Source organism: Thermostichus sp. OS-CIW-20 (assembly GCF_054061455.1).
Genome location: NZ_JBSSEF010000002.1, coordinates 41,366 through 66,040, shown reverse-complemented (window position 1 = coordinate 66,040; position 24,675 = coordinate 41,366). Strand labels below are relative to the sequence as shown.

Annotated in this window: 18 protein-coding genes, 2 pseudogenes and 1 CRISPR repeat array (1 of these 21 running past the window's edge); of the genes and pseudogenes, 11 read left to right on the top strand and 9 right to left on the bottom strand. The window is 58.5% G+C overall.

The annotated features are described in order from the left end of the window. Position 1: 1 nt before the first annotated feature. Positions 2 to 1,270 carry a metallophosphoesterase family protein gene (locus ACVWXC_RS01200; protein WP_099812801.1) on the bottom strand — a complete coding sequence of 423 codons (1,269 nt, stop codon included), beginning with the start codon at positions 1,268 to 1,270 and terminating at the stop codon, positions 2 to 4. Positions 1,271 to 1,680: 410 nt separating this feature from the next. On the opposite strand from ACVWXC_RS01200, the gene psaA reads away from it, so the two are divergent. From psaA to ACVWXC_RS01180, 4 genes are all read left to right on the top strand, one after another. Next, positions 1,681 to 3,948, top strand: a complete 2,268-nt coding sequence (gene psaA, locus ACVWXC_RS01195; protein ID WP_011431314.1) for a photosystem I core protein PsaA — start codon at positions 1,681 to 1,683, stop codon at positions 3,946 to 3,948. Positions 3,949 to 3,969: 21 nt separating this feature from the next. Continuing rightward, a complete protein-coding gene (gene psaB / locus ACVWXC_RS01190) occupies positions 3,970 to 6,207 on the top strand; it encodes a photosystem I core protein PsaB (protein WP_457390726.1) in 2,238 nt (745 codons plus the stop codon). A gap of 107 nt (positions 6,208 to 6,314) precedes the next feature. Further along, a complete protein-coding gene (locus ACVWXC_RS01185) occupies positions 6,315 to 6,896 on the top strand; it encodes a Uma2 family endonuclease (protein ID WP_457390728.1) in 582 nt (193 codons plus the stop codon). 81 nt (positions 6,897 to 6,977) lie between these two features. Continuing rightward, the gene (locus ACVWXC_RS01180) at positions 6,978 to 8,534 is read left to right on the top strand and encodes a phytoene desaturase family protein (protein ID WP_099812798.1); all 1,557 of its coding nucleotides are present in this window, start codon (positions 6,978 to 6,980) and stop codon (positions 8,532 to 8,534) included. A 74-nt stretch (positions 8,535 to 8,608) separates the two neighbouring features. On the opposite strand, the gene ACVWXC_RS01175 is transcribed toward ACVWXC_RS01180, so the two are convergent. Beyond that, positions 8,609 to 10,078, bottom strand: coding sequence for a hypothetical protein (locus tag ACVWXC_RS01175; RefSeq protein ID WP_457390730.1), 1,470 nt, complete (start codon positions 10,076 to 10,078; stop codon positions 8,609 to 8,611). 322 nt (positions 10,079 to 10,400) lie between these two features. Between ACVWXC_RS01175 and ACVWXC_RS01170 the strand changes: the two genes are divergently transcribed. Continuing rightward, on the top strand, positions 10,401 to 11,039 hold the full coding sequence (locus ACVWXC_RS01170) for a hypothetical protein (RefSeq protein ID WP_457390732.1): 639 nt from the start codon (positions 10,401 to 10,403) through the stop codon (positions 11,037 to 11,039). Positions 11,040 to 11,105: 66 nt separating this feature from the next. Then, a complete protein-coding gene (locus ACVWXC_RS01165; RefSeq protein WP_457390734.1) occupies positions 11,106 to 12,194 on the top strand; it encodes a DUF7933 domain-containing protein in 1,089 nt (362 codons plus the stop codon). Between the two features lie 221 nt (positions 12,195 to 12,415). On the opposite strand, the pseudogene ACVWXC_RS01160 reads toward ACVWXC_RS01165, so the two are convergent. Further along, positions 12,416 to 12,514: pseudogene (locus ACVWXC_RS01160) on the bottom strand (hypothetical protein); the annotation flags it as partial. A gap of 70 nt (positions 12,515 to 12,584) precedes the next feature. Beyond that, positions 12,585 to 14,117: a leucyl aminopeptidase gene (locus tag ACVWXC_RS01155; RefSeq protein ID WP_457390736.1), complete on the bottom strand. Its 1,533-nt coding sequence runs from the start codon at positions 14,115 to 14,117 to the stop codon at positions 12,585 to 12,587. A gap of 141 nt (positions 14,118 to 14,258) precedes the next feature. Between ACVWXC_RS01155 and ACVWXC_RS01150 the strand changes: the two genes are divergently transcribed. After that, positions 14,259 to 15,032, top strand: a complete 774-nt coding sequence (locus ACVWXC_RS01150) for a hypothetical protein (protein ID WP_414406061.1) — start codon at positions 14,259 to 14,261, stop codon at positions 15,030 to 15,032. On the opposite strand, the gene ACVWXC_RS01145 is transcribed toward ACVWXC_RS01150, so the two are convergent. The 5 genes from ACVWXC_RS01145 to cfa all read right to left on the bottom strand — a co-directional run bounded on the left by ACVWXC_RS01145 (position 15,029) and on the right by cfa (position 19,476). Then, on the bottom strand, positions 15,029 to 15,865 hold the full coding sequence (locus tag ACVWXC_RS01145) for a metal ABC transporter permease (RefSeq protein ID WP_457390738.1): 837 nt from the start codon (positions 15,863 to 15,865) through the stop codon (positions 15,029 to 15,031). The two genes, ACVWXC_RS01150 and ACVWXC_RS01145, sit on opposite strands and share 4 nt — an antisense overlap. 9 nt (positions 15,866 to 15,874) lie before the next feature. Then, positions 15,875 to 16,651, bottom strand: coding sequence for a metal ABC transporter ATP-binding protein (locus tag ACVWXC_RS01140; protein ID WP_457390740.1), 777 nt, complete (start codon positions 16,649 to 16,651; stop codon positions 15,875 to 15,877). Beyond that, positions 16,648 to 17,733, bottom strand: a complete 1,086-nt coding sequence (locus ACVWXC_RS01135) for a metal ABC transporter solute-binding protein, Zn/Mn family (protein ID WP_457390742.1) — start codon at positions 17,731 to 17,733, stop codon at positions 16,648 to 16,650. Before ACVWXC_RS01135 ends, ACVWXC_RS01140 begins: the two co-directional genes overlap by 4 nt. Positions 17,734 to 17,746: 13 nt before the next feature. After that, entirely contained in the window at positions 17,747 to 18,190 is a 444-nt protein-coding gene (locus ACVWXC_RS01130) for a SufE family protein (RefSeq protein ID WP_011431326.1), read from the bottom strand. Between the two features lie 110 nt (positions 18,191 to 18,300). After that, entirely contained in the window at positions 18,301 to 19,476 is a 1,176-nt protein-coding gene (gene cfa / locus ACVWXC_RS01125) for a cyclopropane fatty acyl phospholipid synthase (RefSeq protein ID WP_457390744.1), read from the bottom strand. Positions 19,477 to 19,662: 186 nt separating this feature from the next. Here cfa and ACVWXC_RS01120 point away from each other — a divergent pair, with 186 nt between their 5' ends. From ACVWXC_RS01120 to ACVWXC_RS01105, 4 genes and pseudogenes are all read left to right on the top strand, one after another. After that, the gene (locus ACVWXC_RS01120) at positions 19,663 to 20,028 is read left to right on the top strand and encodes an ARPP-1 family domain-containing protein (protein WP_457410456.1); all 366 of its coding nucleotides are present in this window, start codon (positions 19,663 to 19,665) and stop codon (positions 20,026 to 20,028) included. A 556-nt stretch (positions 20,029 to 20,584) separates the two neighbouring features. After that, a pseudogene (locus ACVWXC_RS01115) lies at positions 20,585 to 20,716 on the top strand (IS200/IS605 family transposase); the annotation flags it as partial. A 641-nt stretch (positions 20,717 to 21,357) separates the two neighbouring features. Then, a complete protein-coding gene (locus tag ACVWXC_RS01110) occupies positions 21,358 to 21,780 on the top strand; it encodes an archease (protein ID WP_099835756.1) in 423 nt (140 codons plus the stop codon). A 12-nt stretch (positions 21,781 to 21,792) separates the two neighbouring features. After that, on the top strand, positions 21,793 to 23,223 hold the full coding sequence (locus ACVWXC_RS01105) for an RtcB family protein (protein ID WP_457390746.1): 1,431 nt from the start codon (positions 21,793 to 21,795) through the stop codon (positions 23,221 to 23,223). Between the two features lie 81 nt (positions 23,224 to 23,304). Next, a CRISPR array of direct repeats spans positions 23,305 to 24,675; the repeat unit is 36 nt; unit sequence GTTTCCAATTTCTAGGGATCCCCCCGAAGGGGGAAC (it continues 2,216 nt past the right edge of the window).

Below are 24,675 nucleotides of genomic sequence, written 5' to 3'. Positions count from 1 at the left end.
GTCAGTCTTCTTCCCCCAGAAAGGCGCCGCTCAGGTGAGCGTACACTTCCGCTTCGCCTTGCTCCTCTAAGATTTTCTCTTTGAGATCTAAGAGTAACCGTGCCAGCTCTTCGCTGCGCTTGCGGTAGTGGGCATGGCTGCTCAGCAGATCCCTGTAGATTTTCTCTTCAATTTGCAGCCTGCGCCCTTCTTCTTCGAGGGAAAGAGCAGCCGACCCGATCTCCAAAGTAGTGGCTTCGAAGCGGAAGAGAACCAGCAGGGCACCGGTAAGCTGCTGAATCTGCTGCTGCAGGGCGCGGCTATCCAACTCGTGCTTGGCAAAGCCCACCTGCCCCGCCAGCCGAAACTCCACCATTGGCGCTGGCCCACCTTCGGGAAGGTCGGATCCCTTGGCCAAGGCAATTGCGGCTGCAGCAATCTCTTCGGGCGTTTCCCGGCCCTTGGCCTCAAGAGAGATCCGTCGGTGAGGCCGCCGGTAGTAGTCCTGCACCAGCTCAGCCTGAGGCGGGCCCTCTCCCCAGCGGACGCGGTAGGCTCCCCGCGGAAAGTCCCACTCGGCAGTACTGTTAGCCTCCAGGGATCCCGGATTGAAGATCCAGCCTTCTTCTGTATAGCTTTTGTGGATATGTCCCAAGGCTAAATAGCCCACCCCTGCCTCCCGCAAAGGCAGCAGATCCCGGTAGCGCAAGGCGCCCTGGTAGCGAGCAATTTGGCCTTCCAGGCCGTGGTGGAACATGAGCACCACCCGCTCAGGGCCAGGGGGCAACCGGCGAATGGCCGCCGCCAACTGCTCAATCGACTTGGGGGCCGCCGACCCATACCACTGGGATCCGATCACCCGCACCCCACAGGGCAGATCCAGATAGCCCCCCCGCCCACCTGACCAGGGGCGCAGCTCTAAACCCTCCTCGCCTGCTTCCGGCTCCAGCAGGATCAGGTCGCCGTGATCGGCCAGGTAGCGCAGCCAACTGGTCTTGACACCGTAGGGGCGGCTGTCGTGGTTGCCCTCAATGGCCAAGACGGGGATCCCGGCCTGCTTCAGCTCCCGCAAGACAATCTGGGCTTGGTTGAGGACACCGGGCTGAATTTGCCGGTGCTCAAACAGATCCCCGGCAATGAGGACAAAATCCACCGGGTTCTGGATGGCATGGCGGCGCACCACATCCCGAAAGGCCAAAAAGAAATCTTTGCTCCGCTCCGGGCTGTTGTAGCGGTCGTAGCCCAGATGCACATCGGCCAGGTGCAAAAAGGTGCAGGTGGAAGTGGCCATCGCCCGAACCTGCCAGCAAATTGCCCACAGTTTAGCAGACAAACCTCAGTGCTCAACTAGATATAGGGATCCCTTCCCGGCCATTTGCGGCTTTGCTCGGGTTGCCACCCCTAGAGCTAGGCGCCGCCCCGCCGCGCTGCCTGTTGCCCAGTTCCAACCTTTCATGGGCACAGCTTGGGTTGGTGAAAGTTCGTTACATATATTTACATCTTTATTGGAGAAACGATTGCCAAGCAACCCTAACTCCGATAGGGCAAGGGATCCCTGGTTTAATTATTGTGAAGCGACGGGGGGGTTACAAAGGCTGACCTATAATGCCAGGTAAATCCCGCCTTGGGGGAGATCCCCGAGCTTCACGGCTGCAGACAGGCGGGAGCGCTTCGTTCCTTGTCGCAAGAGAGGAGTTCTTGATGACAACTACGCCAAAGGAGCGAGAGCCAAAGGTCAAGGTTTCGGTGGATATCGATCCGGTCCCCACCTCATTTGAGAAGTGGGCCAAGCCGGGGCACTTCGATCGCAGCCTGGCGCGTGGGCCCAAGACCACGACCTGGATCTGGAACCTCCATGCTCTTGCTCATGACTTCGACAGTCACACCAGCGACTTAGAAGACGTCTCTCGGAAGATCTTCTCCGCTCACTTCGGCCACCTGGCGGTGGTCTTTGTCTGGCTGAGCGGCATGTACTACCACGGAGCTCAGTTCTCCAACTATTCTGCTTGGCTGGCGGATCCGATTAACATCAAGCCCAGCGCCCAAGTGGTCTGGCCCATCTTCGGCCAGGAGATCCTCAACGGCGATGTGGGCGGCGGCTTTGAAGGGATCCGCATCACGTCGGGTCTATTCCACCTCTGGCGAGCTGCCGGCATCACCAATGAGTTTCAACTCCTCTGCACCGCTATCGGCGGTCTGGTGATGGCTGGCCTCTGCCTGTTCGCCGGCTGGTTCCACTACCACAAGCGGGCTCCCAAGCTGGAGTGGTTCCAAAACGTGGAGTCGATGCTCAACCACCACCTGGCGGGCCTGCTGGGGCTGGGCTCGCTGGCCTGGGCCGGTCACCAAATCCACGTGGCCATCCCCATCAACAAGATGTTGGATGCGGGCGTGCCGGCGGCTCAGATCCCTCTGCCCCACGAGTTCATCCTCAAGCCGGCCCTGATGAAGGAGATGTTCCCCAGCGTGGATTGGGGCCTCTTCAGCGGGGTGGTGCCTTTCTTTACGTTGGACTGGGGCAAGTACGCGGAGTTCCTCACCTTCAAGGGTGGCCTGGATCCGCAAACGGGCGCCCTCTGGCTGACGGATCAGGCCCACCACCACCTGGCCATTGCCGTGCTCTTTATCGTGGCCGGCCACATGTACCGCACCAACTGGGGCATCGGCCACTCCATCAAAGAGATCCTGGAAGCCCACAAGGGCCCCTTCACCGGCGAGGGCCACAAGGGTCTCTACGAAGTGCTGACCAGCTCCTGGCACGCCCAACTGGCCATTAACTTGGCCATGGTGGGATCCCTGAGCATCATCGTGGCGCAGCACATGTACGCCATGAACCCCTACCCCTACATGGGCATCGACTACGCCACCCAGATCTCCCTCTTTACCCACCACATGTGGATAGGCGGCATCTTCATCGTTGGCGGCGCTGCCCACGGGGCCATCTACATGGTTCGCGACTATGACCCGGCGGTGAACCGCAACAACGTCTTGGATCGGGTGATCCGCCACCGCGACGCCATCATCAGCCACCTGAACTGGGTGTGCCTGTTCCTGGGCTTCCACGCCTTCGGCTTCTACGTCCACAACGACACGATGCAGGCGCTGGGCCGTCCGCAGGACATGTTCTCGGACACCGGCATCCAACTGCAGCCCATCTTTGCCCAGTGGATTCAATCCCTGCACACTAAGGCCATCGCCAGCACCGCTCCCTATGTGGGCGCTTCGGTCAGCCCCATCTTCGGCGGCGACGTGGTGGCTGTGGGCGGCAAGGTGTCGATGATGCCGATGGTGTTGGGCACGGCGGACTTCATGGTGCACCACATCCACGCCATGACCATCCACATCACCGTGCTGATCCTGCTCAAGGGGGTGCTGTTTGCCCGCTCTTCCCGCCTGATCCCCGATAAGGCCAAGCTGGGCTTCCGCTTCCCCTGCGATGGCCCGGGCCGCGGCGGCACCTGCCAGGTCTCCGGCTGGGATCACGTGTTCCTGGGGCTGTTCTGGATGTACAACGCCATCTCGATTGTGATCTTCCACTTCAGCTGGAAGATGCAGAGCGACATCTGGGGCACCGTCAACCCCGATGGCACGATCGAGCACATCACGGGCGGCAACTTCGCAACCAGCGCCATCAACATCAACGGCTGGCTGCGGGACTTCCTGTGGGCGCAATCGGTGCAGGTGATCAACTCCTACGGCTCGGAGCTGTCGGCCTATGGGTTGCTCTTCCTGGGTGCCCACTTCGTCTGGGCCTTCAGCTTGATGTTCCTGTTCAGCGGCCGTGGCTACTGGCAGGAGCTCATTGAGTCCATCGTCTGGGCCCATAACAAACTGAAAGTCGCTCCGGCCATCCAACCCCGCGCCCTGAGCATCATCCAGGGTCGGGCGGTCGGTGTGGCCCACTACCTGCTGGGCGGGATCGTCACCACGTGGGCGTTCTTCCTGGCACGGTTTGCCGCACTCGGCTAAGGCAAGGAGGAAGAGAAAACCATGGCAACTACTGCAACTCGTTTTCCCCAATTCAGCCAAGACCTGGCCAGCGATCCCACCACTCGGCGTCTGTGGTACGGCATTGCCACCGCCCACGACTTCGAGACCCACGATGGCATGACGGAGGAGCGGCTTTACCAAAAGCTGTTTGCCACCCACTTCGGCCATCTGGCGATCATCTTCCTGTGGGCTTCTGGCAACGTCTTTCACATCGCCTGGCAAGGCAACTATGAACAATGGGTGGCCAACCCCACGGGGGTTACCCCCATCGCCCACGCCATCTGGGATCCCCAGTTCGGCAAGGCGGCGGTGGAGGCCTTTACCCAACCTGGAGGCGGCGGCCCTGTCAACGCGGCTTACTCCGGCCTCTACTACTGGTTCAACACCATCGGCCTGCGCACCAACGGCGATCTCTACGCCGGCGCCATCGGCCTGTTGTTGTTGGCGGCGGTGTTCTTGTTTGCCGGCTGGCTGCACCTGCAGCCCCGCTTCCGCCCCAGCCTGAGCTGGTTTAAGAACGCCGAGGCCCGCCTCAACCACCACCTGGCCGGCCTGTTTGGTGTCAGCTCCTTGGCCTGGGCAGGCCACCTGGTGCACGTGGCCATCCCCGAGTCGCGCGGACAGCACGTGGGCTGGGACAACTTCCTCACCACGCTGCCCCATCCGGCGGGCCTAAAGCCCTTCTTTACCCTAAACTGGGGGGTCTATGCCCAGAACCCGGATACGGCCAACCATGTCTGGGGCACGGCAGAAGGGGCGGGCACGGCCATCCTCACCTTCTTGGGCGGCTTCAACCCCAACACCCAGTCCCTGTGGCTGACGGACATGGCCCACCACCACCTGGCCATTGCCGTGATCTTCATCGTGGCTGGGCACATGTACCGCACCAACTGGGGCATTGGCCACAGCATCCGCGAGATCCTGGGCGCCCACAACCCCCCCAAGGGCACTCCCTTCGGAGGCCTGCTGGGAGAAGGCCACAAAGGTCTCTACGACACGGTCAACAACTCCCTGCACTTCCAGTTGGCGTTGGCGCTGGCCTGCTTGGGAGTGGTGACCTCGCTGGTGGCGCAGCACATGTACGCCCTCAACCCCTACGTGTTCATGTCGATGGATCACACCACGGAGGCGGCTCTCTACACCCATCACCAGTACATCGCTGGCTTCTTGATGGTGGGGGCCTTTGCCCACGGGGCCATCTTCCTGGTGCGGGACTACGATCCTGAGGCCAACAAGAACAACGTGCTGGCGCGGGTGCTGGATCACAAGGAGGCGATCATCTCCCACCTGAGCTGGGTGTCGCTGTTCCTGGGCTTCCACACCCTGGGGCTGTACGTCCACAACGACGTCATGCAGGCCTTCGGCACGCCGGAGAAGCAGATCCTGATTGAGCCGGTGTTTGCCCAGTTCATACAAGCCTCCCACGGCAAGATGATCTACGGCATGGACGTGTTGTTGTCCAACCCGGATAGCATCGCCTCTACGGCTTGGCCCAACTACGGCAACGTGTGGCTGCCTGGCTGGCTGCAAGCCATCAACGATCCCAATGGGTTCCTCTTCCTGCCCATTGGCCCCGGCGACTTCCTGGTGCACCACGCCATTGCCCTGGGCCTGCACACCACCACGTTGATCCTGGTCAAAGGGGCGTTGGATGCCCGTGGCTCCAAGCTGATGCCGGACAAAAAAGACTTCGGCTACAGCTTCCCCTGCGACGGGCCGGGGCGGGGCGGCACCTGCGACATCTCCGCCTGGGATGCCTTCTACCTGGCCATGTTCTGGATGCTGAACACCATCGGCTGGGTGACCTTCTACTGGCACTGGAAGCACCTGGGGATCTGGAGCGGCAACACCGCCCAGTTCAACGAGAACTCCACCTACCTGATGGGCTGGCTGCGGGACTACCTCTGGGCCAACTCTGCCCAGTTGATCAACGGCTACAACCCTTACGGGATGAATAACCTGGCGGTTTGGGCCTGGATGTTCCTGTTTGGCCACCTGGTCTGGGCGACAGGGTTCATGTTCCTCATCTCCTGGCGCGGCTACTGGCAAGAGCTGATCGAGACGCTGGTGTGGGCGCACGAGCGCACCCCCTTGGCCAACTTGATCCGCTGGAAGGACAAGCCGGTAGCTCTGTCGATTGTTCAAGGTCGTCTGGTGGGCCTGGCTCACTTCACGGTGGGGTATGTGCTGACCTATGCGGCCTTTGTGATCGCCTCGACAGCCTCTCAGTCGGGGTAGCCAGCCCATAACCTGCTGAATAGGGATCCCTTGGCTTGTCCAGGGATCCCTTTTTTGTGGGTTGGTAGAGTGGTGATATGAAGTTTAGGGTCTGATGAGTTTGGTCGATGACTCTAGCCGCCCGATTGGATCCCTATATCAGGCGATATACCTTTGAGGAGTTTCATCGACTGATTGAGTCTGGACAGATTGAAGAGCCCAATCAGTTGGAGCTGATTGACGGGCTCCTGGTTCAAAAGATGACGAAAGGGGAGAGGCACGCCGCCTACTGTAGCCGCCTGTACCGACTGTTGGTGGGCCTTGTGCAGGAGCAAGCTATTGTGCGCACCCAGGATCCGGTGCAACTGCCCCCCAATCACGAGCCAGAGCCCGACTTTGCCATTGTGCGCTTTCAGCAGGATGAGTACCGCTCTCGGCATCCTCAGCCCGAAGACATCTATCTCATCATCGAAGTGGCTGATTCTTCCCTTACCTATGATCGGGAAGTCAAACTCGGACTCTACGCCAAAGCCGGGATCCCCAACTACTGGATCTTGAACTTGCAAGAGAACTGCCTAGAGACGTACAGCTTGCCAACGGAGTCGGGAGTTTACCAGAGAAGAGAGGCTTACACCCCCAAGGAAAAAGTTGGGATCCCTGGGATCCTGGCTGGAGAGTTGAGTCTGGATCAGGTTTTTTCCATCGGTTAAGGCAGGGATCCCTTGCCGGCAGATCGAGTCTTGGCTGGCAGGAGTATTGTGGGTGGGGAAGCGTTTGCAGAAGGATTGTTGATGAGCTACGACGCGGTGGTGATTGGGGCCGGGCACAACGGGCTGGTGAGCGCTTGCTATTTGGCCAAAGCGGGGCAAAAAGTGCTAGTGCTGGAGCGCTATCACACCGTTGGTGGGGCTGCCATTACAGAAGAAATTCACCCGGGCTTTCGCGTGTCGGTGGCTTCCTATTCCTGTAGTTTGCTGCGACCGGAGATCATTCGCGATCTGCGCCTGCCGGACTATGGCTTTGAGGTCTATGCCAAGCAACCTTCCTATTTCATGCCCTTCCCGGATGGGCAGCACCTCTTCCTGTATGCCGATAACCGCGCCAAGAGCAAAGCGGAAATTGCCAAGTTTTCTCGCAAAGATGCGGAAGCCTACGACCGCTGGGAGGAGTTTTGGGATCGGGTGAACGAGGTGGTGGAGCCAACCTTAATGCAGCCGCCGATTTCACTGGGCCAACTGGCGGATCGCTTTGCAGCCGCTGGCTATGAAGACGATTTCCGCCGCATTATGCTTCTCTCGACCACCGATCTTTTGGATGAATTCTTCGAGTCGGAGCAAGTCAAGGCGGCGATGGCTCCCCAATCTTTGATCGGCACCTCTGCCGGGCCGATGACTCCGGGTACGCCTTACATTTGGCTAGTCCATGCGGTAGGTCGCGCCATTGGCTCGCGTGGGGTCTGGGGCTATGTGCGCGGTGGGATGGGATCCATTACCCAAGCGATGGCCAAGGCAGCTCTGGACTTAGGGGTGGAGATCCGCACTTCTGCTCCAGTGGCGGAGATCTTGATGGAGAGTGGGCAGGCCGCTGGGGTTATCCTCGAATCGGGGGAAACCGTGCGGGCGCGGGCGGTTCTCTCCAATGCCCATCCCCAAATCACCTTTTTGCGACTCTGCTCCTCTTTGCCCCCAGACTTGCGTGACCGGCTAGAACGGCACTACCGCACCTCAGGCCCGGTGTACAAGCTCAACTTGGCCCTGGAGGAACTGCCCCGCTACACGGCGGCCCCTGCTGAAGTGCCCCCAGAAGTGGTCAGTTCCGCCACGGTAGACATTGCTCCCTCGGTGGCCTATCTGGAGCGGGCTTGGGATGATTGCAAATACGGGATCCCTTCCCGGGATCCGTTTATCGAGATCTACAGCCAATCCCCCACCGACCCGACAATGGCTCCCCCAGGCAAGCACATCCTCTCCTGTTTCTGTCAGTTTGTGCCTTACCAACCCAAAGGGCGAGATTGGAACGATGGCCTGCGGGAAGAATTTGCCGATCGGGTAATCGACAAAATTGCCCAATTTGCCCCCAACATTAAAAACGCCGTGATCGCACGGCAGATGTTGTCGCCCGTGGATCTGGAGGCCCGCTTCGGCCTTGTGGGGGGCAGCATTTTTCACGGGGAAATGACGCCGGATCAAAGCTACAACCTACGGCCCATCTCCGGCCTGGCCGACTATCGATCCCCCATTCCCGGCCTTTACCTCTGCGGCTCAGGGGCGCACCCAGGAGGCGGAGTGACCGGGATCCCTGGCCACAACTGCGCACAGGTGGTGCTCAGCGATCTGCCCAAGCTTTAACAGACAAAAAAGGCTCAGCCACAAGAGCCAAGCCGGAGTGGATCCCTGGTTGGAGATTAGACGGGTTGCCTGGGTTACAGCCGTACTTCCGTTCCCTCAAAGAACCCACGGATGATCAAAATGGCCCCTTCCTGAGTAGCAGGAGTTCCTGGTTCATCCGCCGTCCCACCTTCAATGTTGCCGGTGGGGAACTCTTGTTCCAGGAACCACTGACCGGAAATCCGCTCTGCCGAAGTGGTTTGGTCGAAGACAAGGTTCAGGTTCCCTCTTTGGGTTCCCCCACCAATATCAAGCCGGTTAAACGGCCCCGCCAACTGCGCCCCGGCTAGGGTGCGGAAGACGAAATCTCCTGTGGTGGGCACAATGCCTTGAAGGATAACGGGCTGAGAGTTGTCTCCTTCCGCAGGCGAGCCGGGCAAGGTACCCGTAGAGCGCTCTGTGCGCAATGAGAAAAAGTAATCAAAGGCTGTTGGGGCATCCGGACGAGTGGGAACAGGTAACTGGGGAATTGGGGTGGGGAAAGGTCGTGGCGGCGGGCTGACCTGCACAAAGTTGAGGACTGTGCTGACGTTGGCTGGATCAAACTCCGCCTGTACGCGGCCGTTCAACAGGCGCCGGATACGCACCAACTGATTGGGCAAGATGTTGGGCCGAGTCGGATCTGGAGCAAACAGCACTGACTGGGTACCCACCTGGGCAGGACGATAGACAATCTCCGCCTGGTTGGGACGGAAGTTCAGGCGTGCAAAGAGGGCCAAGGCATCCTCAGGGGTGCCATCGCCCGCAACACCTCGCTGCCGCACCACAAAGCTCGCGGAGAAATTGCCCGTTTGGAGAATAGCGACTACAGGACCTTGAGGTGGAGGAGGGTTGACAAAGCTTCCTGCTGGTGGGTTGCCGTTGGGGCCAGGATCTTCATAGAGTACCCCTGTGGTAGGGACAATGAGAGAAGAATCTCCCTCGAGAACGACCTGATTGCCATTCCTATTCACCAAGATTCGGCGCACGGTGAGCGTTAAAACAGTACGGTCATCTCGGATAGCCCTGAAGGTGGTGTTCACCCGAATGCGCTGGTCGTTGGGGAGGGTCGAAATTGCAACCAGCCCGGCGATATTGAATTGCGTAGATAGCCTGCCGTCGTTGGGTCCAAAGGCAGTGATATTCACCAGCGGCGTGGTTCGCCCAATTTGGATGGCCAGGGTGCTGGAGCGAAGAGCTGAGTCGATTGTCAGCTCAGTGGCTGGGATCTCGTTCACGGGCAAGATGCGGGCTTCAACATTGGCGATGCGAGCTTCACCGCTGCCTTGGAGGGGGTTGGTGCGCACAGGGATCCCGTTGTCAAACCTCGGATTGACATAGTCCAGCCGCAGGCTGGTGGTCTCCAGCACTGAGCCGGGGGTAAAGCGATACTCTTGGGCCGAGACAAAGGCAGCCGGATCCACCTGGACAGGCCCAGGCAAGGTCGGGGACTCATTAACCTCGCCGCAGCCGCCTAGCAGCAAGACTCCACACAAAACCGCTAATGAGCGACCTTTGAAGTTCATAAGGCACTTCCTCACACACCTTAAATCTGGGCAAATCCACACACAAAATGGGGAGAAGGCACCCAACCCCTAACGCTACAGGTAAGCTGGCCGCCCCTGCTCGAGGCTATGATACCCCATATCTAGGGGATGGGCCATTTCCAGAACAATTTCTTGCATTTGCTCTGCCGCTCGCTTGACAACGCTCTAGGATGCAGTAGAACTAACAGCAGGCATCCCCCTTGAAATTGTGCAGATGCATAAGACTTGAGCAAGCTCGGTGGATCCCCGCTGGACGCTGCCTAAGACATTTGCTGTGGTGTGAGTGAGTGGAGATTTTTCGATGAGACGACGTTTTGGCTCAGCCCTTGGCCGTGGCGGCCTCTCTCTTTGGGCAACCTGTGCTTCGGTTGCGCTGATTACCGGCTGCAGTAGCGAGACCACCAGCGGGGTGCCGCCTCTACTGGCTTCTAGCGGTGCCACGCCTCCTCCTGTGGCCGTTGCCCCCACGATTGCCCCCAATCTCACGCCCATCACCTTCCGCCCAGGGCCGGACTTTGCCCCCATCACCCCGCCGCCGGTTCAACCCGACCTTCCGGATCCGCCTAGTCTGTTGTCAACTGGGGGGTTTAATCTTTCATCAGTGGAATCCGCTTTCGTAACCATCACTCTGAGAGGCTTACTTGCTCCAGGAGTGATCAGGAGCGTAGAGGTTCAGTTTTTCAACATCAGTCGCGGCACGGATATTACCAGCATCTTTTTGCCGACGGCAATCGAGCAGTTTAGAAATACTCTAATAGGTCGCGGCAACAGCTACGGCGACAGAGACGGGATCACCCTCACCGACGGCTTCACCTTCCCGGCGGCTCCAGCCGCCTACAACACCAACGTTGCTGTGGGAGAAAGGGTTTTGGTAATCGTGGTCATTCGAGATTCATTTGGTCAAGCTCTGAGGCTGGAAGCGAGCAACCAAGCCACCTAAGCTGGAGCTGAGTAAGGCTGTTTGGGTTTGTGCCACGAGAGAGTTGAATGGCAGGAGGATGAGGGAATGAAAACGGGAAAAGTAGCTGGGATCTTGGCTTGCTTGTGCTTGGGCTTGTTAACAGCCTGTCAACAAACTAAAGAGGGGAATCCAATCAGCTCCCTTCCGGGGCCGATTATCGGCGTGCAAAACCCGAATACAGAACCCGGAGGAACGGGGGTAGGGCTGCCATCCACTCCTCCGATTGGATCTGTTCCCCCAGGTCAACCCAGCCCTCTTGTGCCCCCTCCTGTGTCGGCGCCGACGATCCCGCCCCTGCCCAGCCCCAACCCTTCTCCCAGCATCGTTGGCCTGCCTCCGGCCCCCTTGGCTGCTCCAACCTTTACCAAGAGCTTTAGTCCCAGCACAACTTCGGTGGGTGTTCCTGTTACTTTGAGTTTTTCGATCACCAACAACTCCGGCATCCAACTGACCGGCCTCAGCTTTGCGGAAATTCTGCCGGCAGGGCTATCCGTTGCTGCCGCTCCTGGCCTCAACAATACCTGTGGGGGAACTGCAAGCGCCCCTCCAAATGGAAGCTTTATTTCTCTGACCGGCGGCCAGCTCAGTCCCAACTCAAGCTGCCTGATAAGCGTTCAGGTGGTTGCCGCAAACGTGGGTACCTACACGAACCCTGCCACAACGCTTACCAGCAACCAGGCCCCTGCCGCTCAGAGCGCACCCGTCGGCCTAACTGTGAACCCAGTTCTTCCTCCAACCTTTACCAAGGAGTTTAGCCCTAACCAAGCAAGACAGGGTGGCAGTGTGGCTGTCATCTTTACGATCACCAACAACGCTCCTGTACCTCTATCAGGGCTCAGCTTCATAGATTCTTTGCCGGGCGGGCTGCGAATTACCCTACAAAATGCTGTTACCTTGAACACTTGTGGCGGCACACTCACCGCACCTCCTAGTGACCCTGGCCCACCAGTGGTTAATTCAACCACGATTGCCCTTCAAGATGGAACTCTGGCTCCAAATTCCTCCTGCGTAGTTTCTGTACCGGTCGAACAAATTACCCCCAGGGTTGACAACTACACCAACCCACCAGTTACTCTCTTTAGCAGTGGGGCGCCGCCAGTTCAATCCAATCAAGCACATGTGCGTTTCAACTGAGCCCCCTGCAAAATCCTGGCTATTGATTGGCCGATGTCTGAACAGGGTAGTCGAACTTTTCCGGGGAATTCAAAATCTGTGGGATCTTGTGCTAGCTGAAGGATTCCGGCTGAATTTTGAGTCAAGCGATCCAGCTTTGCCAAAGAAGCCGTACTTTGTCCGACTTTGCAAGATTTTGTGAACAAGTGGGATCCTTGCCCTGCAAGGGATCCGCATCAACCTCAATCAACCTGGCCGATCAAGGCGGCTGCCCAATCCAGGAGGGCGTTCACTGCTTCTAGGTCTTTCGCTTCTGAGTACAACCTCAGCAGAGGCTCGGTGCCGCTGCCGCGTCACCCCCCAACACTTGCGCAGGACTTTGGAACCAGCAGACAACAGCAGGCAGCGAGTCTAAGAGGAGGCGGCTGCCATCTCCCGTGCCAGGACCCATTCCACGAGGGTGCGCACGCCGTAGCCAGTGGCGCCTTTGTTGGTGTAGCCCGAGTCTTTTTCAGCCCAGACGGGGCCAGCTATGTCTAGGTGGGCCCAGGGGGTTTTCTCCACAAACTGCTTAAGGAAGAGGGCGGCAGTGATGGAGCCGCCAGAGCGGGGGCCAGTGTTTTTCATGTCGGCTACGGTGGAGCTGAGGCCCTCGAAATAGCTCTCTTCCAGGGGTAAGCGCCAAATCTTCTCGCCCGAGAGGTTGGCCGCCTGCTGCAGCTCCTGGGCCAGCTTCTCGTCGGGGGTGAAGAGGCCAGCAATCTCTTCTCCTAGGGCAATGACGCAGGCGCCGGTCAAGGTCGCTAGGTCAACAATGGCGTCCACCCCTAGTTTCTCGGCAAACACTAGGGCATCGGCCAGGGTAAGACGGCCCTCGGCATCGGTGTTGTTGACTTCGATGGTCTTGCCGTTGGAGGCGGTGAGGATGTCACCGGGGTGGAGGGCCCGGCCGCTGATCATGTTTTCGGTGGCAGCGACGATAAAGTGCACCTCTACCCGCGGCTTGAGGGCAGCTAGCGCACGGGCCGCTCCCAAGACGGCTGCCGCTCCCCCCATGTCGGTTTTCATCATGGCAATGCTGCGGGAGTCGGTTTTGATGTTGAGGCCGCCGGAATCGAAAGTGAGACCTTTGCCCACCAGAGCCAGCTTGGCGACGGGATCCCCTTCTTTGGGCTTGTAGGTGAGGTGGATGAACTGAGGCGGCAGATCCGAGGCTTGGGCCACGCCTAGGAAAGCCCCCATGCCTAAGGCTTCGCACTCTTCCCGCCCCAGGATCTCCACCTCTAGGCCGTAGTCTTGGGCCAGTTGCCGGGCAGTTTCGGCCAGGGCAGGAGGCGTGACGACGTTGGCGGGAGCAGCCACCAGTTCGCGGGCCAGGATCGTCCCGGCAGCCATCTCGGTGGCCCGCTGAAGGGCGTTCTCACAGTCTTGGCGGGCCTGGGCCAGTCCTGGCACCAAGAGCGTGACTTCCTCAACGGCAAAGCCGCGCTCTTCGTCGGGCTTGGGGGGAGATTTGAAGCGGTTGTCCTGGTGGGCCACTAGGAGGCTGGCTTCAACCACCGCCTGCACTGCTCGCCCCTGATCCAGCCCAGTTTCCGGCAAAGACAGCACTACCTGCTTGGCTTTAAGGCTGTGGGCCTGGCGCAGGCCGTTGGCAGTAGCCCGTCGCAGTCCTTCCAAAGTCAGCGCTGCGGGATCCCCCAGCCCCACCAGCACCAGCTTGCGGATAGGCCCTGGCAGGCGCAGGGCGAGGCTGCTGTTGGGCTTGCCCTGAAACTTCTGTTCTTGAACCGCTTCCGCCACCAGCCCCGACCATACCTTCTCGTCCAGGGAAGCGATCTCAGCAGGCAGCGGGAAGGTGGCGTTTTCGCCGCTGGGGGCAAAGCAGTAGACCAGGGCACATTCGGCCTGCGTTAGAGGTGGCTCGCCAAGACGAAGCTGCATGGGAAACCTTTGGCCAAGCTGTGGACGGTAGACTTTCAGTGTAGCCAATTTGCCGCTTCTAGGACAGGGGATCCCTCGCCTGCCCTCGACGTTGGCTTCCCCAGCCAATAGCCTTTAATCAGGAAGGGAGAAAACCAAGGTATGGCCTGGCGGCGGCGTCACGTCCTTCAGCTTGGGGTTATTGCCTGCGCAATGCTCCTGGCTCTGGCGGTAGGAGGGGTGGGATCCCTGGCCCAGGCGCAGAGACCCCTGGAAGAGCTGCCGCAGCCGGTTCGCCTCAAGTTGCCCCCCGGCCTAGCCCGCTACGCCTACGACAAATCGGCGGGAGACTACTTCGAAGAAATCGAGCCGCTGCTGCCGGGCGGAGCTTATGCCCAGTGGGCCTTCTATCCCGTCCCCGTCTACATCCAGGGGGATCACCCCCAGTGGAAAACCTTTGTGGAGCAGGCGGTGAAGGAGTGGTCTGCTTATATCCCGATGCGGGTGGTGGCCAAAGAGGAAGAGGCCCTCTACGGGATGAGCATTTATCGCGTTCCTGGCATTGGCGACGGGATAGCGGGGGCAGCCCGCCCAGAGTTTTTCTTCGCCGCCGATGGCTCGCTGCAGCAGCGGGTGCGCATTGTCATCGCCGAAGGCCAGGGGCTGGCAGAAGTTACGGCAGTGGCCCGGCACGAGATTGGCCATGGGCTAGGGCTGTGGGGCCATAGTCCCAACCCGCGGGATCTGATGTACGGCGGCCACCACGCGGAGGCTACCGGCAATCGCCGCCTGCTGCGGGTGCCCACCATTACCAAGCGGGATCTCAACACCCTCAAGCGGGTCTACGAGCAGCCCACCCTGATGGGCCAGGTCTTTCCAGAGAGCTACCGCCGCCTGTTTGGCCAGGTTCGTGAGGAGATCCCCGCACCTGGCTAAAGCCGCAGCAGTTGCGACGCCCCCTTGGCCGCCATAGCCAGGAGAAAAAACAGCAACTGGGTGGCCACGATGCTGGGGCCGGAGGGCAGGTTGAAGGCGGCCGAGAGGAGGATCCCCAGCACCGCGCTCAAGCCCCCGAAACCCATGGCCAGCAACACATAGGTTGTAAAGCGGGATCCCAAAAGCCGCGCCGTCGAAGCGGGGATGACCACAAAGGCGCTTACCAGCAGCACCCCCACCGAGCGGATCGACAGCGCCACCACCAAAGCCAGCAGCACCACAAAGGCTAGCCGCTGCCAGCCCACTTCCACCCCTCGCGCCCGCGCCAACGACTCATCCAGGGTCAGCAACATCTGGGCAGTCAAAGTCAGCCCAATGTACCCCAGGGCCAGCAGCAGGAGCAGGCCGCTCATCCAGAGGGCCGGCGGGCTGATGCCCAGGATGTCCCCGAGGAGCAGTTGGTTGAGGTTGCCGCGGTAGCCGGGGATCAGGCTGAGGCCGATGATGGCCAGGGCCAAGGAGGAAGAGTAGATGATGTTCAGCACCGCATCTGCCGAAAGCTGGGTGCGTTCCAGAATAAAAGTCACCCCCAGGGCAAACACCACCCCAAACACCATCAGCACCGCCGTAGGATTCAGTCCCAGAACCACTCCCAGGACAATACCCAAGAGCGCCGAATGCCCCAGGGCATCGCTAAAAAACGCCAACTGCCGAAAGATGACAAAACTGCCCAGCAGTCCCCCCGTCACCCCTGTGAGGATCCCGCCCAGAAGAGCCCGCTGCATGAAGGGCAACTGCAGCAATTCCACCACCCGCGCCCAGGTCTCCGGCATTTCCCCTCCTTAGTGATGGTGGATGTAGCGGGCAAACTCGGGGCCGTAGACGCAGCTCAGCATCTCTGGGGCCAAGGCCACCTCGGGGGATCCCTGGCAGATCAGGGAGCGATTGAGGCACAACACGCGGTCGCAATGGCGGGACACCATTTCCAGGTCGTGGGAGACTTGTAGGATGGTCCAGCCCAGGGATCGGCGCAGCTCTTCCAACATCCGATAGAACTCCCCTTCGCTGGGGCTATCCAAGCCGGCGGGGGCCTCGTCCAGCACCAGCAGCCGCCGCGGCCAGACTAGGCAATAGGCCAACAGCACCCGCTTCAGCTCGCCGCCGCTGAGTTGACCCAGGAGTTTCGAGGCCAGGTGTAGAGCCTCGGCCCGTTGCAGGGCTTTCTGGACGGCTTCCTGCCGAGCAGCTTGCTGCTGCCAGGGCCAGCGAGGTCCAAGGGATCCCCAGCCCAGGGCGACAAACTCGGCCACGGTCAGGGGAATGGCGGGGTTGAAGTGCAACCGCTGGGGCACGTAGGCAATCTGCTGCCGCACTTTCTGGGGCAAGTACCCCGACAGGCGCAGCGGCTCTCCCAGAATGCCAATCGAGCCACACTGCCGCGGCAGGATGCCCAGGATGGCCTGCACCAACGTGCTCTTGCCGGCACCATTGGGGCCGACAATGGCGGTATGGGATCCCGCCTCCAGCGCAAACGACACATTCTGCACGGCCAACTGGGATCCCCGATAGACCGTCAGCCCCTCCACCCAAAGGACAACTTCGCCCAAGTGGGAGGTCATCGCCCCCTCGCCAGCAGGTGTTCGAGGGCAGCTTGGCCCACCACGGGCAACTGCAGGGGAACCCAGGCCTTTTCCTTCTCAAAGGCGGAGACCAGGTTCTCCACGTTTTGCCGCATGATGGCTAGGTAGTATTCCGGCTCGATCCCCTCCGGGCCGGCGGTTTCGATGGGATCGAACACGCGAACCTGTACCCCCAGATCTCTGGCCAAAACCTCAAAGGGGTTGTCACTCCCCACCTGAGGTTCCACTAGGATCGTCTTCAGGCCCGATTGCCGTACCGTATCCATCACCCGCCGCACATCCTCAGGGGAGGGGCTGGCTTCCGGGATCTCCACCAAGAACTCCGCTTTGAGGTTGTAGCGCTCAGCAAAATAGGGGGCAAAGTCGTGGAAGACCACAAACTTTCTGCCGGCAAAGGGCGCCAATTTCTGCTCGATTTCTTTATCCAAAGCTTCCAGTTGCTCGATAAAGGCGGCAGCATTGGCGCGGTAAATCTCTGCCCCTTCTGGATCCACAGCAATCAGGCCGTCGCGGATGTTTTCCACCTGCTGAATGGCCCGCCTGGGATCTAGCCAGATGTGGGGGTTCAACTTGCCGTGGCTGTGCCCATGAGCGTGACTGTGGGAGTGTCCATGGCTGTGGCCCTGGGAATGCCCATGCTTTGGCTCCTCCGTCTGCAGAGTCGGGATCCCTTGGCTGCTGTCAATAAGGCGCAGCTTCGGATTCCCAGCATTGGCAATCAATCCCTCCAGGAAGGTCTCCATTCCCAACCCATTGATCACCAGCACATCCGCCTGAGCCAGCAAACGAACCTCCTCAGGTCGAGCCTGAAAGTCGTGGGGCCCCATCTGGGGCGGAATGAGAGGCGTCACCTCGGCCCGCTCCCCGGCCACCGCGCGGGTAAATTGCGTTATCGGCAGGATCGTGGTCACCACCTTCGGGGGGGTGGATCCCTGCTGCGCCTGGGACTCTTCTTGGCGCATCTGCAAGCCGCCCAGGATCCCGACCGAGAGGGCGGCCACCAGCGAGACCAGTGACCGCACAGGTCGAGCCGAACGCAGAGAGTTAGCTTTATCAGCCATGAGCCTTAGTACCTCACAAGACGACAGAGACAGCAGAGCCGGAAGCGCCTGACTTCTGAAAAGCCAAGGCCCGCTGCTGCAGCAGCGAAAACATGCTCACCAGGCCATTGCTGCGGGAAGGGCTAAGGCTAAAGTTGAGGCCCATCTCCCGCACAAACTCTAGGGAAACCTCCAGGATCTCCTCTGGGCGCAGACCGCTCAACCCCTCCGCCAAAACAGCCACCAAGCCCTTGACCAACTGGGCATCGGCATCCCCTTGGATGTAGACCTTGCCGTCTTTTAGCTCGGTGGCCAGCCACACCCGCGAGGCACAACCCCGCACCAGATTCTCCTCTGTTCGCTGCGACTCGGGGAAAGGGGGCAGGCGCTTGGCATAGGCCAGAAGCAATTCGTACTTCTGACGGGAGGTTCTGGCCTTTTGAAAGCGACCTACAATCTGCCGCAGAGCTTCGGGCATCAACCCACTGGCCTGAATGAGAATGATAATCAATCATAACACCCTCGCCGAGAGCGCCTACTGCGCGCGGGGGTGGGTCGGAAAAGCCAAAGAGGGAAGGGTTGTCTTCGCTACCGCACCGAGCGATAGCCGTCCCTTACTCCCCTGGGCGAGAGGACCAGTTGCCAAAGCTGGCTGGCACGGGCCTTGAAGCTGCCGGCGCTCATCAGCAAATAAAGCCGCCACAGGCGGCGAAAGCGCTCGCCGTAGCGGCCGGCCAGTTGTGGCCATGCCCGCTCAAAATTGGCGTGCCAAGCTTTTAGGGTGGCCACGTAGTTGATCCCAAAGTTGTGCCAGTCTTCCAGTACAAACAGACCCTCAAAAGCCGCTGTTATCAGACGAGGCGAGGGCAGCATCGAGTTGGGGAAAATGTAGCGTTCAATCCACGGATCCCGACCCTGGTAGGCAACGTTGGCGCCGATGGTGTGGAGAAGAAACAAGCCATCGTCTTTGAGGAGGCGACGGGCTACCTGCATAAATGTTCGGTAGTTGCGGTAGCCCACATGCTCAAACATGCCCACAGAAAGGATCCGATCAAACTTTCCCTGCGTCTGGCGATAGTCTTCCAGCCGAATCTCCACCGGCAGGCCCTGGCAGCGTTCGCTAGCCAGCTTGGCCTGTTCTTGGGAGACGGTAATGCCCACCACCTGCACGCCGTAGCGTTCGGCTAGGTACTGGGCCGTGCCGCCCCAACCGCAGCCAATGTCGAGCACGCGCATGCCGGGCTGCAGATCCAGCTTGCGGGCAATGAGATCCAGCTTGGCTTCCTGGGCCTCGTCCAGGGTCTGCGCCCCCCCATCCCAGTAGGCACAGCTATAGATCAGGCGGCGATCCAGCATGGCTTCGTAGAGGTCGTTGCCGAGGTCGTAGTGGCGCTGGCCAACCACAAACGCTCCCTTACCCCGCTGGCGATTAACTAGGCGACTGTCCAACGCCAGCAGGAGCCGAACTGGCCAGCCCACTTGCTCCGCTGCCTGACTGGTGAGAAGACGGTAAACCAACTCGTCAATAGCCTCGCAATCCCACCAGCCCTCCATGTAGGCCTCGCCAAAGCCCAGGGATCCATAGAGCAGGCAGCGCAGGTAGAGCCGCTCGTCGTGGATTTGCAGATCCCAGGGCCGCGAGCCATTGACGGCTATATCGGCAGCACTCAAGAGCCTAAGCCCATATCGGCGGGCCAGCCGATGCCAGATGCTAAGGCTTTTTTCCACTTCCAGGAACCCCCTGCTGAGGGCTAATCGCAACATGTATTGTAAAATGCGGTCTCTCCAGTTTGTTACTCGGCAGCGGCTCAAGCCATTGCTTCTTCTCGGCTCCCCAGCTTCTGTTGTTAATGCCAACCACTGCAGCTCTGGAGGAAGTTGAAGAGATAGTGCTAGCAAGCCCAAAGGAGAAATCGATGCTCAAACTGAACCTGCCAACACTGCAAGTTGGTGGTGCTATTCAGTAGGGCGGCTTTCAGATTTTCCCGCTGTTTTCTCCAGAGGATACAGAGAGAGGCTGCCTATCGCCTTCCAGATCATGGAGCTCAGGAAGCAACGATTAGTGAAATCAATCAGAACGGCGTTGTGCCGTATCTAGTTGTGGAAAACTACAGCGGTTTTCTCTTGCTTTTGGTGGAAGGGCAGGAGCTAGTCGGGGCTAAACAGAACCGCATCTTGAACACCGCTGTTTTGAACAAGCCAAAAAGCAAGATCACGATTCTGGCTTCTTGTGTGGAAGCTTTCAGGCGCCACTTCCGCTCCCACCAAATGGAGGATGCCAATGCCTTGTTCCCAGCAGCTTGTGCTACGAGCTAAAAAGAGGAGTTTATCAGTCGCTCAAAAATAAAGCTGGTTACTGCTCAGACCAGGGAAGAGTGTGGCAAGCCGTTGCTGCTATCCAAAACTTTCTCAGGGTCAGCTCCCCCACCAACCCGTTCTCTGAAGTTTGACACTCCCACCGTCTAAAGGCGGGGGGTTCTTACACGGTCGTCGCAAAGGCTTTGTCAAAGCGCCTCTAGACAGTTCCTGAAGGCAAAGCCCCAAGGTTCTGCTGACTTTCTTAAGCAGGTTGGCGGCAGCATTTGCCTCAGCGTTGACCAACCACCCCTTTGCCGTTTGGTACAGGCCCCGCTTGACACGCTTTCCAGAGGGTCTCCACCCGTCGGGTTTTTCACCATAACTAGGTAGCTCATCTCTATCTAGGAAGCTTGCCTGCGAGCTGTACGCCTCCTCTACCTCAATAAACTCCATGCCATAATGCCGACATAATTGCGCAATACGCTCCTTGAACCGACTTGTTGGGACGAAAACAAAGTTTTGGTTAAAACCGCATTCTTGTTTTTGTTCTTTGTTCCAACCTAAATAAGCGATAGTGCGAGAGGAAAGTCAACGGTACAATCACTACAACCATGGTGTGGGGCTAGCGGTTGTTTATCTTATTTTTTGGCCAAAGAGAAGGAAAAAGGTGTTGGTAGGAGAAGTCAGGAAGAGGTTGTTTGAGCTATGAAACTATATCAACGACCCCCATCATGGGTAAGCAACTAAAGTGGCTAGCGGGCTTTTCCGCCCCGCACTCAAGTGCGGGGCTACCAAGCTATCCTTTTGTGTGGTATGAGTCTTACGAGGATGAGATTGAGGAGTTTCGCAAAAACTTTTGGTAGTCGGCTTTGCGTTGGAGTCCATCCGCCACAAAGATTCTCCACAGGCTGAGGCTACTCCTCAGGATGTTCTCCACTACTGCCTGAACCAATGGCCTTGGGAGGCGGTACAAACGGTAGTGGAAGGCCGGGCATACCACGCCAAATCTCAAAGCGGTGACCAAGGTGCCGCTTTGTTCTATAACGATAAACTGGTCTACCCGTTAGTCGTCACACCAGCAGCTTCTCTCTTCTGGGAAGCTCCCCTAGACAAGGAGGGCCTGATGGCGAAACCATTGGGCCTTTTCACTCTTTCTTTATCTTGTGGGAGGATCCCCCCAGCCTAAGGAACTTTCGGCAGGATAAGAGACGAATACAATGGTAGTATCATGGCTGCTTTTATTCCCAATCTGCAGGGATCCCGCGGTAAGCTGCAGTGCCGCGCCTTAGCCTGGGCGGTATTTGTCTTTGGCCTGCACTGAGGACTGCACAAAACAAGGAGACGACCGTGGCGCGGGCAAGATGGGATCATTTCGAACACATGGCCGATGTCGGCGTCCGCGGCTATGGGGCGACCCCGGAGGAAGCTTTTGCCCAGGCAGCTTTGGCCCTGACTGCGGTGATCACCAGCGTGGATGAAGTAGCTCCCAGGGAGCGGCTAGAGATTGAGCTAGAAAATTCAGGCGATCTGGAACTGTTGTTGGTGGATTTCCTGAACGCAGTGATCTACGAGATGGCAGTCAGAGGAATGCTCTTTGGGAAAGTTGAAGTGCATCTTGCAAAAGACCATCTCAAGGCCAGCCTGTGGGGGGAAAGAGTTGACCGCGCCAAGCACCGACCGGCAGTAGAAGTTAAAGGGGCAACTTACACGCAACTCAAGGTAGCCCAAGAGGGTGAGCTTTGGGTGGCACAGTGTGTGGTGGATGTGTAAAGGAGGCAGTCTATGGATATCAAGAAACTTGAGCGTGTAGATGAGACTGTCTGGCGCATTCCTCCTAAAGGCAAAATGCGTGCCCCAGTCTTGATCTTTGCCGATGAGGAGTTAATCCGGGAGATGGACGACAAAGTGGCCGAGCAGGCCAGCAACGTGACCACCTTGCCAGGGATCGTGGGAGCCTGCTACGTGATGCCAGATGCCCACTGGGGCTATGGTTTTCCCATCGGTGGGGTGGCTGCTTTCGATGCGGAAGAAGGCGGGGTGATTTCCGCCGGCGGCGTGGGCTTTGACATCTCCTGCGGCGTGAGAACTTTGCGGACGGGGCTGACGCGCGAAGAAGTGGAGGAAGCGGCAGAACCCTTAGCCAATGCCTTGTATGCGAGGGTACCGGTAGGGCTTGGCAGCCGCAGCAAGATCTCCTTGAGCGACAAAGAGATGGAAGCCATGCTGGAAGGCGGAGCAGAATGGGCTGTGGCTCAAGGCTACGGCAAGAAAACAGATCTAGAGCGCATCGAAGAACATGGCCGCATGCGGGGAGCAATACCGAGCGAAGTCTCCGCCTATGCGCGTGAGCGCCAGCGGCGGGAGATGGGGACTCTAGGCTCAGGTAACCACTACCTCGAAGTCCAGGTTGTTGACGAGATCTACGATCCCAAGGCTGCCGAGAGCTTCGGCCTCAAGCAGGGGGAAGTGGTCATTACTATTCACTGCGGCTCCCGGGGCTTGGGTCACCAGATTGGCACGGAGTATTTGAAGAAGATGCAACAGGCGGCTAAAGAGCACGGCATAGAGCTGCCTGACCGCGAGCTGGCGTGTGCGCCCTTGAAGTCCAAAGTGGGGCAAAGCTACCTGGGAGCAATGCGGGCAGCTATCAACTGCGCCTTGGCCAACCGCCAGATCATCACCCACTGGGTGCGCCAGGTATTCGCCGAGCTTTTTCCCAAGGCTGAACTCGACCTTATCTACGACGTCTCCCACAACACCTGTAAGGAGGAGACGCACGTGATAGAGGGGAAAAAACGTCGCCTGTTCGTCCACCGCAAGGGGGCAACGCGCGCTTTTGGGCCTGGCCACCCAGAGATCCCTCAGGCTTTCCGCTCTATCGGTCAGCCGGTCATCATCGGCGGCTCCATGGGCACGGCCTCCTACATTCTGGTCGGCACGGAGCAAAGTGAGGCCCTTTCCCTCTCCTCGGCCTGCCACGGCGCCGGAAGGGCGATGAGTCGCAACCAAGCTCTCAAAGCCTGGACAGGGCAGGAGATCGTCGAACAACTGAGGCGGCGCGGCGTCATCGTCCGCAGCCCTTCTTTGCGGGGGGTAGCCGAAGAAGCGCCCCAGGCCTACAAAAACGTAGATAAAGTTGTGCGCGCTGCCGACCAAGCCAAGATCGCGAAACTCGTAGCGCGCCTAAGACCCATTCTGTGTATCAAGGGCTAGTTTTTTCTTTCTGACTTCTCAAGATCCCCCCGAAGGGAAAACACTGCTAAAACCTTTGCCGCTCTCGGAATGCCGGGAGCGGTTTCCAATTTCTAGGGATCCCTCTGAAGGGATAACTTCAGGGGATCCAGATCATCCCTGGAACACAGCAGGGAGAGTTTCCAAAGTTTCCAATTCCTAGGGATCCCCCCGAAGGGGGAACTCGGAAGGAGAAGCCTTGTCGGCAGGCTTCTCCTCGTTTCCAATTTCTAGGGATCCCCCCGAAGGGGGAACATGTCTACTGTCGTGTTCTCCCGTATTCCGGGTAAACCGGTTTCCAATTTCTAGGGATCCCCCCGAAGGGGGAACTTACAAACCTGGTCCCAGTAGCGTCCAAGCCCTCAGAGTTTCCAATTTCTAGGGATCCCCCCGAAGGGGGAACAGGGAGGAGTTGATATGGAACGTATCGTACTCGTAAGTGTTTCCAATTTCTAGGGATCCCCCCGAAGGGGGAACCTACAACCCTAAGGGGAAGAGGGCGATCCAGATCTTGGAGGTTTCCAATTTCTAGGGATCCCCCCGAAGGGGGAAGTGGATCCGTGTATACAGCGCGGTGTTTTTGGGTTACCACAGGTTTCCAATTTCTAGGGATCCCCCCGAAGGGGGAACAGTACACTGGGGTACTGTTTGACCGTTTGGCCCTCATGTTTCCAATTTCTAGGGATCCCCCCGAAGGGGGAACATTTTGAATCTGGCGGAGTTTAAGATTAATGGGTTCTCGTTTCCAATTTCTAGGGATCCCCCCGAAGGGGGAACGTGTTGTTTATCCCTGATGAAGGGAGGACACTATGCACATGTTTCCAATTTCTAGGGATCCCCCCGAAGGGGGAACGGCGCATTTGCCCGTTGTTAACTCGGATACGTTCATGTTTCCAATTTCTAGGGATCCCCCCGAAGGGGGAACATCAAAAGCTCTACTAGCTTCTCTCATCCAGTCTTGTACTGTTTCCAATTTCTAGGGATCCCCCCGAAGGGGGAACTGTATACATGAACGAAATGACTCCATTTCAGTCAGATAGGTTTAGTCCAGAGGAATATCTCATAGCTCTTGATGGGGATGATGAAGTTTCCAATTTCTAGGGATCCCCCCGAAGGGGGAACTTTTTGAGGGGCAACTGCCTCCTGACCTTTCATACGAAGTTTCCAATTTCTAGGGATCCCCCCGAAGGGGGAACTTCAATGGGGTACGACAATGAAAAAACGCTATGTCTTGTTTCCAATTTCTAGGGATCCCCCCGAAGGGGGAACACCTAAAACACTTCCTACTACCACAATCGTTCTTTCGCGTTTCCAATTTCTAGGGATCCCCCCGAAGGGGGAACCTGAGGTGGACAACACCTGGGGCTTTACTACGTTCTAGTTTCCAATTTCTAGGGATCCCCCCGAAGGGGGAACAAAAAAATAAAAATTTCC